14 protein-coding genes are annotated in these 15,644 nt (G+C 70.4%); 2 read left to right on the top strand and 12 right to left on the bottom strand.

Going from position 1 to position 15,644, the window contains the following annotated elements:
• Entirely contained in the window at positions 1-1,341 is a 1,341-nt protein-coding gene (locus K3769_RS30105; protein ID WP_267029397.1) for a class I SAM-dependent RNA methyltransferase, read from the bottom strand.
• Between the two features lie 188 nt (positions 1,342-1,529).
• Positions 1,530-3,626 (bottom strand): APC family permease, encoded by a 2,097-nt coding sequence (locus K3769_RS30100; protein ID WP_267029396.1) that lies wholly within the window; start codon positions 3,624-3,626, stop codon positions 1,530-1,532.
• 500 nt (positions 3,627-4,126) lie between these two features.
• On the opposite strand from K3769_RS30100, the gene K3769_RS30095 reads away from it, so the two are divergent.
• Positions 4,127-4,798 carry a potassium channel family protein gene (locus tag K3769_RS30095; protein ID WP_267029395.1) on the top strand — a complete coding sequence of 224 codons (672 nt, stop codon included), beginning with the start codon at positions 4,127-4,129 and terminating at the stop codon, positions 4,796-4,798.
• The gene (locus K3769_RS30090) at positions 4,798-5,475 is read left to right on the top strand and encodes a potassium channel family protein (RefSeq protein ID WP_267029394.1); all 678 of its coding nucleotides are present in this window, start codon (positions 4,798-4,800) and stop codon (positions 5,473-5,475) included. Before K3769_RS30095 ends, K3769_RS30090 begins: the two co-directional genes overlap by 1 nt.
• A 151-nt stretch (positions 5,476-5,626) precedes the next feature.
• On the opposite strand, the gene K3769_RS30085 is transcribed toward K3769_RS30090, so the two are convergent.
• The 10 genes from K3769_RS30085 to K3769_RS30040 all read right to left on the bottom strand — a co-directional run bounded on the left by K3769_RS30085 (position 5,627) and on the right by K3769_RS30040 (position 15,610).
• Positions 5,627-6,373, bottom strand: a complete 747-nt coding sequence (locus tag K3769_RS30085; RefSeq protein WP_267029393.1) for a DUF3159 domain-containing protein — start codon at positions 6,371-6,373, stop codon at positions 5,627-5,629.
• A gap of 3 nt (positions 6,374-6,376) precedes the next feature.
• On the bottom strand, positions 6,377-6,775 hold the full coding sequence (locus K3769_RS30080) for an OB-fold nucleic acid binding domain-containing protein (protein WP_107021532.1): 399 nt from the start codon (positions 6,773-6,775) through the stop codon (positions 6,377-6,379).
• Between the two features lie 46 nt (positions 6,776-6,821).
• Positions 6,822-7,505 (bottom strand): response regulator, encoded by a 684-nt coding sequence (locus K3769_RS30075; RefSeq protein WP_107021531.1) that lies wholly within the window; start codon positions 7,503-7,505, stop codon positions 6,822-6,824.
• Positions 7,502-10,156 (bottom strand): DUF4118 domain-containing protein, encoded by a 2,655-nt coding sequence (locus K3769_RS30070; RefSeq protein WP_267029392.1) that lies wholly within the window; start codon positions 10,154-10,156, stop codon positions 7,502-7,504. Before K3769_RS30070 ends, K3769_RS30075 begins: the two co-directional genes overlap by 4 nt.
• Positions 10,157-10,359: 203 nt before the next feature.
• The gene (locus tag K3769_RS30065) at positions 10,360-11,070 is read right to left on the bottom strand and encodes an ABC transporter ATP-binding protein (RefSeq protein WP_267029391.1); all 711 of its coding nucleotides are present in this window, start codon (positions 11,068-11,070) and stop codon (positions 10,360-10,362) included.
• A 68-nt stretch (positions 11,071-11,138) separates the two neighbouring features.
• Entirely contained in the window at positions 11,139-12,374 is a 1,236-nt protein-coding gene (locus tag K3769_RS30060; RefSeq protein ID WP_267029390.1) for an alginate lyase family protein, read from the bottom strand.
• A 202-nt stretch (positions 12,375-12,576) separates the two neighbouring features.
• The gene (locus tag K3769_RS30055) at positions 12,577-13,467 is read right to left on the bottom strand and encodes a peptidoglycan-binding domain-containing protein (protein WP_267029389.1); all 891 of its coding nucleotides are present in this window, start codon (positions 13,465-13,467) and stop codon (positions 12,577-12,579) included.
• Between the two features lie 277 nt (positions 13,468-13,744).
• Positions 13,745-14,506 carry a DUF3710 domain-containing protein gene (locus tag K3769_RS30050; RefSeq protein WP_149515224.1) on the bottom strand — a complete coding sequence of 254 codons (762 nt, stop codon included), beginning with the start codon at positions 14,504-14,506 and terminating at the stop codon, positions 13,745-13,747.
• 1 nt (position 14,507) lies between these two features.
• Positions 14,508-15,029, bottom strand: coding sequence for a dUTP diphosphatase (gene dut, locus K3769_RS30045; RefSeq protein ID WP_267029388.1), 522 nt, complete (start codon positions 15,027-15,029; stop codon positions 14,508-14,510).
• Positions 15,026-15,610: a PaaI family thioesterase gene (locus K3769_RS30040; RefSeq protein ID WP_267029387.1), complete on the bottom strand. Its 585-nt coding sequence runs from the start codon at positions 15,608-15,610 to the stop codon at positions 15,026-15,028. The genes dut and K3769_RS30040 overlap by 4 nt, the downstream gene beginning before the upstream one ends.
• Positions 15,611-15,644: the final 34 nt, after the last annotated feature.

Below are 15,644 nucleotides of genomic sequence, written 5' to 3'. Positions count from 1 at the left end.
TCAGGCGCCCTTCGCCACCGGCTCCAGGATCGCCACGCACTCCACATGATGCGTCATCGGGAACAGGTCGAACGCCCGTAGCGTCCGTACCCGGTACCCGCCCTCCTTGAAGTACGCCAGGTCGCGGGCCAGCGCCGCCGGGTCGCAGGCGACGTAGGCGATCTTGCGGGCACCCAGGGACGTCAGGTGCTGGACCGTCTTCTTGCCGGCACCCGAGCGCGGCGGGTCCAGGACGATGAGGTTGACCTCGGTGATACCCGTGCGCGGCAGGACCGCCTCGACCTTGCCCTGTTCGATGCGGACGCGGTCGAACGCGGCGAGGTTGTGCCGGGCGTCCTCCACCGCGCGCTTGCCGGACTCGATGCCGAGCACCGCGCCCTTGTCGCCGATGCGGTCGGCGAGGGCGCCCGCGAAGAGGCCGACGCCGCAGTACAGGTCGAGCGCCATGTCGCCCTTGCGCGGCAGCAGGCCCTGCATGACGGCCTTGACCAGGGTGTCGGCCGCCTGCGGGTGGACCTGCCAGAAGCCGCCGCTGCCGACCCGGTGCGTACGGCCGTCGGCGCGCTCGCGGACGAAGGCGCGGCCGTGCACCCGGTGGATGCCTCCGTCGTGCTCGTCGACGCGCATGACGGATGCGGGCTTGTCGAGTTCGACGAGGGGCAGCCGGGCGCCGGGCTTCGGTTCGAGGATGACCATGCGGTCCTGCGAACCCGTCGCGGCGATCGCGTCGACGGACTCCATGCCGGACCAGTCGTGCTTCTCGATGCCCAGCTCGGAGACCCCGGGCGCGGCGATCATGCAGTGCTCGATCGGCTCGACCTCGTGCGAACGGTGGCGGCGCAGACCGGCGTTGCCGTCCTCGTCGACCGCGTACTGCACGCGCGTACGCCACGCGGGCACCTCGCCGACAGGCAGCTTGTCACCCTCGGCCGGCATGACGGTGCCGTCCCAGCCCGCCTCCTCCGGAGTGAGTCCCGCGAGCCGCTGGAGCTGCTCGGCGACGACCTCGCCCTTCAGCCGCCGCTGCGCACCCGGCTTGGCGTGCTGCCAGTCGCAGCCGCCGCAGCGCCCGGGACCGGCGTAGGGGCAGGGGGCTGCCACCCGGTCCTTGGAGGCCTCCCGGATCTCGACCGCGTCCGCGCGCAGGAACCGCGAGTCCTCCTCGCCGTCCGTCACCCGCGCGAGCACCCGCTCACCGGGCAGCGCGTGCCGTACGAAGAGGACCTGGCCGGCGTCGGTGCGGGCGACACAGTGCCCGCCGTGCGCGACGGGGCCGACCTCGACCTCGTACTCCTGCCCCACGAGCGACCCCGCCGGCGTTTTCTTCGGTTCTGCCTGCATGGCGGGGTGACTCCAGATGCGAATGGGGACGGACCGCCGGAACTGACGGCCGGAACTGACGGCCGGATCTGCCGGGGCAGCCGGACAACAGCCCACCAGTCTACGTGGACGCCACCCGACCGCTCACCACGGCCGCTCCCCATGAGCGCCCCCGCCCGCCGCCCGCGGCTCACCGCCGACAGGCGCCCTCAGCGTTTGGGCCCCGACGGCCCCGATGGCCCTGACGGCCCTGACGGCCGCGACGGTCCCGACGGCTCCTTCGGCCGCTGCTCGGCCGGCCCCCGCCGCACCGAACCCGGAGCGGTCCACTCCGAGCGCCTGCGGGCCCGCTTCTTGGCCACCTCGGAGGACTCCAGCTGATAGGGCACGGACGTCACCATCACACCCGGTGTGAACAGCAGCCGGCCCTTGAGCCGCAGCGCGCTCTGGTTGTGCAGCAGATGCTCGTACCAGTGGCCGACGACGTACTCCGGGATGATCACCGACACCACGTCGCGCGGGGACTCGCGGCGCAGCCCCTTCACGTACTCGATGACCGGCCGGGTGATCTCGCGGTACGGCGAGTCGAGGATCTTCAGCGGCACGGTGAAGCCGCGCCGTTCCCACTCGTCCCGCAGGGCCTTCGTCTCGGCCGGGTCGACGTTGACGCTCAGGGCCTCCAACGAGTCGGAGCGCATCAGTTTGGCGTAGGCGAGGGCGCGCAGCGTCGGCCGGTGGATCTTGGAGATGAGGACCACGGAGTGGACGCGGGAGGGGCGCACGCTGTCGTCGGACGGCCCCTCGGGCGCGGCGATCTCCTCGGCCACCCGGTCGTAGTGCTTCCGGATCGCGGACATCGTCGCGTAGAAGATGACCATGCCGAGCAGGGCGACCCAGGCGCCGTGCGTGAACTTGGTGCCGAGGACGACGACCAGGACCAGGCCGGTGAAGAAGGCGCCGAACGCGTTGATGGCCCGGGAGCGGACCATGTGGCGGCGCTTGGCCTGGTCCTTCTCGGTGGCCAGGTGGCGGTTCCAGTGCCGGACCATGCCCGTCTGGCTCAGCGTGAAGGACACGAACACACCGACGATGTACAGCTGGATGAGGCGGGTCGAGTCGGCGCCGTAGATCCAGATCAGCAGGATGGCCGCACCGGCCAGCAGCACGATGCCGTTCGAGAAGGCGAGCCGGTCGCCGCGGGTGTGCAGCTGGCGCGGCAGGTAGCGGTCCTGGGCGAGAATCGAGCCGAGCAGCGGGAAGCCGTTGTACGCGGTGTTCGCGGCCAGGAAGAGCACGAGCGCGGTGGCCGCGGCGAGCACGATGAACAGGAAGCTGCCGCTGCCGAACACCGCCTCGGCGACCTGGGAGATCACCGGGTTCTGCACGTAGTCGGAGCCGACCGCGACCCCGTTCTCCAGCAGGTCGTGCGCCGGGCGCTCGGCCATGCGGACGTTGGTCGCCATGGCGAGGGCGATGATGCCGCAGAACATGGTGACGGCCAGCAGTCCCATCGCGGCGAGGGTGCTTGCCGCGTTCTTGGACTTGGGCTTGCGGAACGCCGGGACGCCGTTGCTGATCGCCTCGACGCCGGTGAGCGCCGCGCAGCCGGAGGAGAAGGCGCGCAGCAGCAGGAAGACGAGGGCGAAGCCCGCGAGCCCCTGGTGCTCGGCCTTGATCGTGAAGTCGGCGGTCGGCGCCTTCATGGTGTCGCCGAGGACGATCCCGCGGAACGCCCCCCACGCGATCATCAGGAAGACCCCGGTCACGAACACGTACGTCGGGATCGCGAAGAGCTTCCCCGACTCCTTGACCCCGCGCAGGTTCATCAGGGTGAGCAGCACGATCACGGCGATGGCGCAGAAGACCTTGTGCTCGACGACGAACGGGATCGCCGAGCCGAGGTTCTCGATGCCGGAGGCGATCGACACGGCGACGGTGAGTACGTAGTCCACGAGCAGCGCGCTGGCGACGGTGAGGCCGGCCTTGGGCCCGAGGTTGGTGTTGGCCACCTCGTAGTCGCCGCCGCCGCTGGGGTAGGCGTGCACGTTCTGCCGGTAGGAGGCCACGACGGTGAACATCAGCACGACGACCGCGACGGCGATCCACGGGCTGAAGTGATAGGCCGACACGCCCGCGATGGACAGGACGAGCAGCACTTCTCCCGGCGCGTACGCCACGGAGGAGAGCGGGTCGGAAGCGAAAACGGGGAGTGCGATGCGCTTCGGCAGGAGGGTTTCCCCGAGCCTGTCACTGCGCAGTGCGCGCCCGATCAGGATCCGTTTGGGCACGTCGGTCAGTTTGGACACGGTGAGGATCGTAAGCGCTCGAACACGGCCTCGCCCACCCTCCCCCGCCCACCGGAACGCCGCATCGGCGGGATGTGTGACCGGGATCTGCTCTACGAGTGAAATCAGGTGTGCGCCCGCTTATGTAATCCCTGGCCAGGACAATCTCCGTGGCTATATGAAAAAAGCCAAAACTTTGCTCTCCTTTGCCAATTCATGGAGGTTCCATGTTCGCCACCGCGGAACTCACCAGCGCCTTCGCCGAGCTCATCGGCGCCGTGGCCGCTCTGCTCGGTCTGGGCGTCCTGGTCCTCGCCAGCGTGCGCAGCATCGGCCGCCGCTGACCCCGGGCGGCATCGGCCGCCGTGGCCCCCTGGCGACGCCGGCGGGCCGATGGTCATCACGGTGTGGGGCCAAAGTGCACAGGGGTGCCGCCGACGGACCGCGCGTGTGTAGCTTGGGCGTCGGTCTGAGACCCTGTTTCAGCCTGAGCAGTAACTTTTCACACCGGAAGGACGGTCGTGCACATCGTCATCATGGGCTGCGGCAGAGTGGGTTCCGCTCTCGCCCAGACCCTGGAGCAACAGGGGCACACGGTCGCCGTGATCGACCAGGACCCCACCGCCTTCCGACGACTGGGCTCCGGTTTCGGCGGCCGTCGCGTGACCGGCGTCGGTTTCGACCAGGACACCCTGCGCGAGGCGGGCATCGAGGAGGCGGGCGCCTTCGCCGCCGTCTCCAGCGGCGACAACTCGAACATCATCGCCGCCCGGGTGGCCCGCGAGATGTTCGGCATCGAGAACGTGGCGGCCCGTATCTACGACCCCCGCCGCGCCGAGGTGTACCAGCGCCTGGGCATCCCCACCGTCGCCACCGTCCGCTGGACGGCCGACCAGATGCTGCGCCGGCTGCTGCCCTCGGGCGCCGAGCCGCTGTGGCGCGACCCCACGGGCGGCGTACAGCTCGCCGAGGTGCACGCGTCGACGGCCTGGGTGGGCCAGCGGATCAGCCGTCTCCAGGAGGAGACCGGAGTGCGCGTGGCCTTCCTCACCCGGCTGGGCGAGGCGGTTCTGCCTTCCTCCCAGACGGTGCTGCAGGAGGGCGACCTGGTGCACGTGATGATGCGCACGAGCGACATCGAGAAGGTCGAGGCGTCGTTCGCCGAGGGCCCCGAAGAGGAGAGCGGTCACTGATGAGGGTCGCCATTGCCGGTGCCGGCGCCGTGGGCCGCTCGATCGCGGGCGAGCTCCTGGAGAACGGGCACGAGATCCTGCTGATCGACAAGGCGCCGACCGCCATCTCGGTCGAACGCGTCCCGATGGCGGAGTGGCTGCTCGCCGACGCCTGCGAGATCACGTCCCTGGACGAGGCGGCGCTCCAGCGCTGCAACGTGGTGATCGCGGCCACGGGTGACGACAAGGTCAACCTCGTCGTCTCCCTGCTCGCGAAGACCGAGTACGGGGTCCCGCGGGTCGTCGCCCGCGTCAACAACCCCAAGAACGAGTGGCTGTTCAACGAGTCGTGGGGCGTGGACGTCGCCGTCTCGACCCCCCGCCTGATGTCGGCCCTGGTCGAGGAGGCGGTGAGTGTCGGCGACCTGGTCCGCCTGCTCCGCTTCAGCCACGGCGACGCCAACCTCGTCGAGCTGACCCTGCCGCCGGAGTCCGCGCTGGCGGGTACGCAGGTCGGCGACGTGGAGTGGCCCGAGGACACCTCGCTGGTCACCATCATCCGCGGCACCCGGGTCCTCACCCCGACGCGTGAGGACTCCCTGGAGGCGGGCGACGAACTCCTCTTCGTGGCGGCCCAGGCCCGAGAGGAACAACTGGAGGACCTGCTGTCGGTACGCCGCGAGGGCACGACGGACTGATACCAAGAGTTACGCGAGTAGGGGGCGCCCGAAGAATTCCGGGCGCCCCCTACTCCTTCATCCCGTCCGGCGTTTGAGGACGAGGCCGTTCAGGCCGAACAGCCGGGGGCCCGGGCGGCAGCCCCCAGTGGTCCACACCGGCAGAAGGTCCTTACTCAGCGGACCGGCCCGCGGCCTGCCGCTCCTTCTCCGCCTTCTCCTCCGCTTCCATCTCCGCGAAGACATCGATCGGCGGCGGCGCCTTCGCGAGGAACACCCACGTCAGCCACACGGCGAGCAGGAAGGGCGGAATCTTCAGCGCGATCAGAACCCAGCCGAACTGGGTCGTGTCGGCCCACCAGTAGAGCGGGAAGAGGATCGCGCACTTGGCGAGCAGGATCAGCCCCCACGCGTAACTGGCCTTCGCGTACGCCTTCTTGCGGCCGGGGTTGCGCGTACGCCAGGAGAGGTTCTCCTTGAAGACCGGGCCGAGGATCAGGCCGATCAGCGGCACTCCGGCGAGCGTCGTCACGATGTACGCGAGGGCCAGCCCGAGCGTGTACAACATGCCCGGCAGGTAGAAGTCCTTCGCGTTGCCCGTCATCATCGCGAAGACGACACCGAAGGCGACACCGAAGACACCGCTGAACGCGTGCTTGACGGTGTCCTTCATGGCCAGACGGACCACGACGAGCAGGATCGAGACACCGAGGGCCGCGATGGCCGCCGAGTGCAGGTCCTTGTTGATCGTGAAGATCGTGACGAAGAGCAGGCCCGGCAGGACCGTCTCGATCATGCCCCGCAGACCGCCGAACGCGTCGAAGAGGGCGGCCTCGGTCACCGCCCGCGAGTCCTGCGCGTCCCGAGCGTCCTGCGTGTCCCGCTGGGCGTCTTCGGTCGGCTTGTCGAGCGACGTCACCGGCTACTCCCGTCCGAGGGGTCTGAGTTCGTACTTCGGATTGAACAGCACGCGCCGGCCCCGGCTCATCGAGATACGGCCGGATGCCATCAGCTTGCGCCCCGGTTCTATCCCGACGATGGAACGCCTGCCGAGCCACACCACGTCCAGGGCGGCCGAACCGTCGAACAGCTCGGCCTCCAGGGCCGGGACACCGGCCCTCGGGCGCAGGGTGACCGTGCGCAAGGTACCAGTAACCGTGACCACCTGCCGGTCGCGGCAGTCACCGATACGGGTGCAGCCCGCGGTCTCGGCGTCCTCGCGCAGCTCCTCCGACTCCAGGTCCTCCTGGGAGGAGGAGAGCCGGTCGATCATGCGCCGGAACCGGCCGGCCGGCTTTTCGGATCGAGGAACAGCACTCATACCTCAAAGCGTACCGGGGGGCGCTGACAGGAACGTACCCGTCGCACTAACGCTCGAACCGGTACCCCATCCCCGGTTCGGTGACGAAGTGCCGCGGATGCGAGGGGTCCACCTCCAGTTTGCGCCGGAGCTGGGCCATGTAGACGCGCAGATAGTTCGTCTCGGTGCCGTAGGAGGGGCCCCAGACCTCCTGGAGCAGCTGCTTCTGGCTGACCAGGCGGCCCGTGTTGCGCACGAGCACCTCCAGGAGGTGCCACTCGGTCGGGGTGAGGCGTACGTCGCGGCCGTCCCGGTGGACCTTCTTCGCCGCCAGGTCGACGGTGAAGTCCTCCGTCGTGACGATCACGTCGTCCTCGCCGCCACCGGTGGGTTCTGCCCGGCGGACGGCCGCCCGCAGCCGGGCGAGCAGTTCGTCCATGCCGAAGGGCTTGGTCACGTAGTCGTCGGCGCCCGCGTCCAGGGCCTCGACCTTCTCGTCGGAGGAGTGCCGCGCGGACAGAACGAGGATCGGTACGCGGGTCCAGCCGCGCAGTCCCCTGATCACCTCGACGCCGTCCATGTCGGGCAGACCCAGGTCGAGCACGACGACGTCGGGATGGCGGGCGGCGGCGAGCTGGAGGGCGGTGGCGCCGTCGGGGGCCGCGTCGACCTCGTACTTGCGTGCCTTGAGGTTGATCACCAGGGCTCGGGTGATCTGCGGCTCGTCGTCGACCACGAGGACCCGGGTCATGAAGCCTGCCTTTCCGGTTGTACGGCCTCTTCTTGCACGCGTTCTTCTCCCGCGTCCTCTTCTTGTACGCGTTCTCCCCGCACGGCCTCTTCCTGTACGCGTTCTTCTCCCGCGGCCTCCTCCTGGACGGGTTCCGCGGGGCGTTCCGGCCGGGAGGAGCCCACCCTGAGCGTGAGGACCATGGTGAGGCCCCCGCCAGGGGTGTCCTCGGCGTTGAGCGTGCCGCCCATCGCCTCGGCGAACCCCCGGGCGACCGCGAGGCCGAGGCCGACCCCGGCACCGCGCGGTGCGTCGCCGTACCGCTGGAAGGGAGCGAAGATACGGTCCTTCGCCTCGTCCGGGACGCCCCGGCCCCGGTCCACGACCCGCACCTCCACCCGGTCGCCGAGCGTGCTGGCGGCGACGAGGACGCGCTCGCCCCCGGGGCTGTACTTGACGGCGTTCTCGACGAGGTTGGCGACCGAGCGCTCCAGCAGGCCCGGGTCGACGGCGACCATGGGCAGGGTCTCGGGGATCTCCAGTTCGACGCTGTGTTCCGGTACGCCGCCCAGCGCCATCGGGACGACCTCGTCGAGGTCGATCGCGCGGATCAGCGGGGTGACCGTGCCCGTCTGGAGACGGGACATGTCGAGCAGGTTGCCCACCAGGTGGTCGAGCCGGTCGGCGCCCGCCTCGATGCCCTCCAGGAGTTCCGCCTCGTCCTCCTCGGACCAGGCCACGTCGTCCGACCTGAGGGAGGACACGGCGGCCTTGATCGCGGCCAGCGGCGTCCGCAGATCGTGGCTGACGGCGGCCAGCAGCGCCGTACGGATGCGGTTGCCCTCCGCGAGCGTGCGGGCCTGGTCGGCCTCCTGCTGGAGGCGCTTGCGGTCGAGGACGACGACGGCCTGGGCGGCGAAGGCGGCCAGCACCCGGCGGTCCTCGGCCGGCAGCACCCGCCCCGAGAGGGCGAGCGCGGTGCGGTCACCGACCGGCATGTCGACGTCGGCCGCCTCGGGGAGCGTCGGCGGGCGCGGTCCGACGCTGCCCGCGCACGTCCACGGCTCCACGTCGCTGCCGCGTTCCAGCAGGGCGACCGACTCCATGCCGAAGGTCTCGCGGACCCGTTCCAGCAGGGCGTCCAGGCTGGTCTCGCCCCGCAGGACGCTGCCCGCGAGGAAGGAGAGGATCTCGGACTCGGCGCGCAGCCGGGCCGCCTGGTGGGTGCGGCGGGCCGCCAGGTCCACCACCGAGGCCACCGAGATGGCCACTCCCACGAAGATGACGATGGCGACGATGTTCTTGGGGTCCGAGACGGTCAGCCGGTGCAGCGGCGGGGTGAAGAAGTAGTTCAGCAGCAGGGAGCCGAAGGCCGCCGAGGCGAGCGCCGGGAGCAGTCCGCCGAGCAGGGCCGCCGCCACGGTGAGGGTCAGGAACAGCAGCATGTCGTTGGCGAGCCCGAGGTCCGCGTCGGCGTTGATCAGCAGCAGCGCGAGGACCGCCGGGCCGACGACACCGGTCAGCCAGCCCGCGATGATCCGGGACCGGCCAAGCCGCGCGCCCCGAGCGACCGGCAGGCCGCGCCCCTTGCCCGCCTCGTCGTGCGTGACGATGTGCACGTCCAGGTCGGGCCCCGACTCGCGGGCGACCGTGGCACCGACGCCGGGCCCGAACACGTACTGCCAGGCCTTGCGCCGTGAGGAGCCCAGCACGATCTGGCTGGCGTTGACGCCGCGGGCGAACTCGAGCAGCGCGGACGGGATGTCGTCGCCCACCACGTGGTGGAAGGTGCCGCCGAGGTCCTCCGCGAGGGTCCGCTGGACGGCGAGTTCCTTGGGCGAGGCGGAGGTGAGGCCGTCGCTGCGGGCGATGTAGACGGCCAGTACCTCGCCGCCGGCGCCCTTCTCGGCCAGCCGGGCGGCGCGGCGGATCAGCGTACGGCCCTCGGGGCCGCCGGTGAGGCCGACGACGATGCGCTCGCGGGCCTGCCAGGTGGAGCGGATGCCGTGTTCGCCCCGGTACTGCTGGAGGTATTCGTCGACGCGGTCGGCGACCCAGAGGAGGGCCAGCTCGCGCAGCGCGGTGAGGTTGCCGGGGCGGAAGTAGTTGGACAGGGCCGCGTCGACCTTGTCCGGCTTGTAGATGTTGCCGTGTGCCATCCGGCGGCGCAGCGCCTGCGGCGACATGTCGACCAGCTCGATCTGGTCGGCCCGCCGCACCACCTCGTCCGGAAGGGTCTCGCGCTGGCGTACGCCCGTTATCGACTCCACGACGTCACCGAGCGATTCGAGGTGCTGGATGTTGACCGTCGAGACGACGTCGATGCCGGCGGCGAGCAGTTCCTCGACGTCCTGCCAGCGCTTGGCGTTGCGGGAACCGGGCACGTTGGTGTGCGCCAGTTCGTCCACCAGGGCGACGGCGGGGGCGCGTTCCAGGATCGCGTCGACGTCCATCTCGGTGAAGGCGGCGTCGCGGTGGGCGAGCTCCCTGCGGGGGATCTGCTCCAGGCCGTGCAGCATCACCTCCGTGCGCGGCCGGTCGTGGTGCTCCACGAAGGCCACCACGCAGTCCGCGCCCCGCTCGACACGGCGGTGCGCCTCGGACAGCATCGCGTACGTCTTGCCGACGCCGGGTGCCGCACCGAGGTAGATCCGAAGCTTGCCGCGTCCCATGGCCTCATTGTCTTCCCAAACGCACTACGTGGCTGGATAGACCATACGACCGACGATCCGGCCGAAAGGGACGGCAGCGACCGGGCGGAACGTCTTTGACGCAACCCTGACGCCCCTCTGGAGGGGCGCGGGGAACGGCGCAATCTTTTGCCTTCAGGCGCGCAGGCCGCGGGAAACGCTCTCCCCACCCCCGGCGCACCCCCTCAGCGCTCCACGATCTCCCCGTCGCCGAGCTCCAGCACCCGATCGGCCAGATCCAGAAGCGCCGCATCGTGCGTGGCGACCAGCGCGGTGACCCGCTCACTGCGCACCACCGCCCGCAACAGCTCCATCACCCCGATCCCGGTCTCCGCGTCGAGCTGCCCGGTGGGCTCGTCGGCGATGAGGAGCGCCGGATTGTTCGCGAGGGCGCGGGCGATGGCGACGCGCTGCTGCTGCCCGCCGGACAGCTCGCCGGGCCGCTGCGCGGCGTGATCGGCGAGCCCGACCAGCGAGAGCAGCAGCTCGACACGTTCCTCGCGCTCACGCGGATCGGCCCTGCGCAACCGCATGGGCACGCCCACGTTCTCGGCGGCGGTCAGGATCGGGATCAGCCCGAAGGACTGGAAGACGAAGCCGATACGGTCCCGGCGCAGCTCAAGAAGCCCGTTCTCGCCGAGCCCTGAGAGGTCGAGCCCGTCGACCGTGATCCGTCCCCCGTCCGGCTCGTCGAGCCCGCCGACGAGGTTCAGCAAGGTGGTCTTGCCCGACCCCGAACGCCCCTTGAGAGCGACGAGTTCGCCGCGCGGTATGTCGAACGACACCCCGCGCAGGGCGTGCACGGCGGTGGCACCGCTGCCGTACGAGCGGTGGACGTCCTCCACCCGGACCATCGTGTCCGTGGCGACCGCGTCCGTCATGACCTCAGTACTCATGCCTCTCCCCCGTGGACCCCGTGGTCCGGGCGCCAGTATCACCGTCCGGCGCCCGGACCTGCAACGGTTCAGCTCGGGTTGTCGCCGTGCGTGAGCGTCTCCCAGGCGACGAAGAGGTTGTTGCTGCCCGCCGGACGGTTCTGCCCCGTCAGCCGCTCGGTGTTGGTCATGGCGATGCCGAGACGGTTGTGCAGGGCGTTGTAACCGACCTCGGTGACCGGTCCGAGTCCGAGGTGCAGGGACCCGCCGCACAGCCAGCTCGGAGCCGCCTCGCCCAGTTCGTACTTGGCCTGGAAGCCGAGGGCGTGCCGCAGCCGCTCGCCGACGTCCGTGCCGTACAGGTCCTGGCCCTGAATGCGGCTGGTCTCGGCGATGTGCGCGATCGCGGAGATGCCGTAGCCGGTGTGGGTGAAGTCGCGACAGGTCTCCTGGGTGACGCCGTTGACGAAGGTGGACTGGCCCTGCCAGTAGTTGACGATCTTCTGGGTGGTGTCGAGGTTCTGGCTCGGCACGGTCTTCGGCAGGGCGCCGTCGGAGGACAGGTAGACGTAGGCGGCCGTACGGGTGCGGAACTTCGCCATGGCCTTGTCGTACGAGCTCTTGTCCTCCAGGAAGACGGAGATGCCGACGGCGGCCTCCATCATCGACAGCTCCCAGTTGCCGTTGGAGTTCGAGCCGTTGATGACCTTCGGCAGATAGACGTCACGCAGCATCGTCGAGAAGCGCCCGGAGTTCGCCCAGCCGCCGTCGTACGTGTACTTGATGATCTCGGCCGCCTTGGGCCAGGACGAGCCCGCCCAGCCGGTCTGCAGCGGTGCGTTGCTGTTGGTGTGGTCCTTGATGGTCGCGGACCAGGCGTCCATCAGCTCGATCGCCTTCTTCGCGTACCGGGCGTCGCGTGTGACGTACCAGGCCAGCGCCTGGGTGTACGCGGCGATCGCGTCCTCGCGCTCGTCGGTGCAGCCGTAGTTGGGGTTCGAGTACGAGCCGCACTCCACGACCGCGCGGGGTTTGGCGGTGCGCGTGAGCGAGCCGTACTTGCTCGCCATCATCTGGTCGTACGCGCCCTTCCAGGGCTGCGCACCCGCGTTGACCTGCTGTCGGGCGAAGTCCAACTGTCCGCGGGAGACGGTGACTCCGGGGTGCGCGAAGGTGGCGGGGGCCGCCTCCGCGCGCTCGGCGGCCGGCCAGGCGAGGGCGCCGGCCAGCAGGGCGGTGACGGTGGCTAGGAGCGCGAAGCGGGATGCCGTGCGGTGGCGCGTGGGGCGTGGGGGACGTGAGGGGGCCGGAGCGGTCGGCTTCATGGGGGGCCATCCGTTCTCGTATGTGAACACGGAATGCCTTTATGAACACAGGCGCTTGGCCGGTGACCATAGGTACAGACCATGTCCGCGTCAAGAGATGGCACACGAGAGACGTCCGACACCGGGCGCGGAGGCGGCCCGCGGGCCCGAAAGCCGTCAGGACCTACGGGCCGCGAACCGCGGGCGCCGAACCCCGGACCACTCAGGCCTTGACCGTGAACCCGTGCCGCCGGCCGAGCTTCTTGAGGGTGGTCTGCCCCGGAATGCCGTTCGCCGCCGCGCCGCTGAAGCCGTAGCGGCGCTGCAGGGCCGCGTACGCCTCTACGGTCCTGCTGCCGAAGGAGCCGTCGGCCCACTGGGCGGGCAGCAACCCCTCGGCCACCAGGGCCTTCTCGACGACCAGGACATCCGGTCCGTGGGTCGTCCCGCCCTGCGGCAGCCCCGGGTCGCGGCGCGCGGCGGCGATCAGATTGCTGAGGTCGACGACGGGCTCGGCGGGCACGCCACCGCCGTCGGGCTTGACGAGCGGAGCCGCTTCGAAGAGGGCGGACCTGTCGATGTCGCCGGGGTCCCAGTGGTCGTTGCCCGGGATGTTCGCATGCCCGTAATGACCGCCCTTGCTCATCCAGACCGAGCGGGGGCGGTTGGTGGCGTCGGCGGCCGAGGTCGCGAGGCGCCCGGCCGGGAAGGTGTCCGGGATCTTCCAGGAACGGATCGCGGCCATCAGGGCCTTGTAGTTCGGTCCCGGCTTCCAGGTCTTCGTGAACGGCTTGGCGGCCCGGCCCAGCACCTCGATCTGGATGCAGACCTTTCCGACGCGGTTGGTCCTCGTCGACCCGTCGTTGAGCAGTGCGCGGGCGCTGTGGTTCAGCGGGCCGAACTGTCCGAGCCGGTCGGTCGTCGGGTCGTAGAGCAGGTGCGGCTCGGCCGTCTTACGGATCAGGTCCGCCGCCACCGCCTTGAAGGCCTCGTCGCCCGTGCCGCTCTCCGTGGTGTGCCAGACGACACGGCCCGGAACCGACGGAAGATCCATCGCCCCTCCGATGCTCCCGTCACCCAGGCGCTGCGCCTTCTCGATCCAGTTCGTACCCACTTCGCTTCCCCCATGGATTCGCATGATCGGCAAGTCGGGCGCGGATCGCAGGAGTTGAGATCCCCACCCTCCTTCGTCATGCCCAGGGTTACGCAGCGTAGTCACATCGCGGTGGCGACTCAGGGTCTTATTCACTCATTCGGCCCATAGGCGGCCTATCGAAAGGCGCACCCCTCACTCCCTGCAGTGGCTGCACCGACCGCACACGACGACGGGCCGCACCCCCCGAAGGGAGTGCGGCCCGACGCACACGTACGCGTGAGCGGCGTCGAAGCGCCTAGCGGACCTCGGTGATCTCCGGTCCGCGCTGCAGCTGCCCCATGCCGCCGGAGAAGCGGGAGCCGGCCTGCTCCTCCTGCTGGACACCCTCGGCGACCATCTGCGCGTCGTCCGGCAGCTTCAGGACGATCGGGTCGCGCGGGGCCATCGGGCCCTCACCGCGGACCACCACGGTGTCCCGGAAGATCTGCTCCAGCAGACCGGCGGCCTGCGGCTGCACCGCGCCCTGCCCGGAGATCACTCCGCGCAGGAACCAGCGGGGACCGTCCACACCGATGAACCGGACGACCTGGAAGCCGCCCGTGCCGTCCGGCAGCTGCACCGGTACCTGAGCACGCAGCTCCCAGCCCAGCGGCCCCTCGACCTCGTCGATGACACCGCCCTGCTGGGTGATGCCGGTGGCGATCTCCTCGCGCACCTCGCCCCAGATGCCCTCGCGCTTGGGGGCGGCGAAGGCCTGCAGCTGGACGGCGCTGTCCTTGAGCACCACGGTGGCCGCGACGATCGCGTCGCCCGCGACCTCCACCCGGAGCTCCATGCCGTCGACCCCGGGCACGAAAAGACCGCCCAGGTCGACCCGGCCGTCGGCCGGATCGCGCACCTCGGTGCTGTCCCAGGGACCGTCGGGGCGCGGCTCCGGTTCGAGCCTCACGCGCTCGCGCTCCGCCCCGTCCGCCTCAGTGTCGACTCCGTCGACGACCTGCTCGGCCTCGCCCGCCGCGTCCTCGGCGGCACTGCCCTTCTTGCGACGTCCGAACACGTCACTGTCCTTCCCGGTCGGATACGACCGAAGCGTATCGATTCCCACCCGCTGTGCCGCCCACCGAGGAATGCCCACCGGTGGACCCGAAGCCCCCTGCGGCCCGCGCCGAGTCGGGGAGTTCCGCGACTTCCCGGAAGCTCACCTTCTCGACCTGCTGGACGACCAGTTGGGCAATCCGGTCGAAGCGCTCGAACCGCACGGACTCGCGCGGGTCGAGATTCACCACGATCACCTTGATCTCCCCACGGTACCCGGCATCAACCGTCCCCGGGGCATTCACGAGGGCGACACCGCAGCGCGCGGCCAGCCCCGAACGCGGGTGCACGAAGGCCGCGTACCCCTCGGGAAGCGCGATGCACACCCCGGTGGGGAGGACGGCACGTTCGCCGGGCTCCAGCACGCGGCTCTCGGTGGTCCTCAGGTCCGCGCCGGCGTCGCCGGGATGCGCGTACTGCGGAAGCGGTACGTCCGGGTCGACGCGCTTGATCAGCACGCCCACCGGGGCCTGGGCGGGGGTCACGGGTTCACCTCGAAAGCACGGGCACGGCGGACCTGGTCGGGGTCGTCCATGGCCGCCCGGATGTCCTCCGGCCGGCCGTTGTCGACGAAGTGGTCGACCTTCACCTCGATGAAGAGAGCGTCCGCGCGGACGGCGACGGGCCCTTCGGGGCCGCCGATCCGGCCCGTGGCGGACGAGTAGATCTTGCGTCCGGCGACCGCCGTGACCTCGGCCTCCAGATACAGCACGGTGCCCACGGGCACGGGCCGTACGAAGTCGGTCTCCAGGCGGCCGGTCACGGCGATGGTGCGCAGCAGCCAGTTCAGCGAGCCGAGGGTCTCGTCCAGCGCGCTCGCGAGGACGCCGCCGTGCGCGAGGCCGGGAGCCCCCTGGTGCGCGCCCCGCACGGTGAACTCGGCGGTGATGCGCACGCCGTCGCCCGCGCGGGCCTCCAGGTGCAGTCCGTGCGGCTGTCCGCCACCGCAGCCGAAGCACCGGTCGTAGTGCGCGCCGAGGAGCTCGCCCGGGGCGGGCGCGTCGGGATGGCGCACCGGCGCCACGGCGTCGGCCGGGGGCCGCAGGGCCGAAGATGTACCACTCACAGGCGCAGACCTTACCTCCGCGTCAGCGGCCCGC

Origin of the sequence: Streptomyces ortus, assembly GCF_026341275.1 — a bacterium.
In the GTDB taxonomy this organism is placed as follows: Bacteria; Actinomycetota; Actinomycetes; order Streptomycetales; family Streptomycetaceae; genus Streptomyces; species Streptomyces ortus.
The sequence above is the reverse complement of the archived record's forward strand: the minus strand, read 5'-3'. Positions and strand labels throughout refer to the sequence as shown.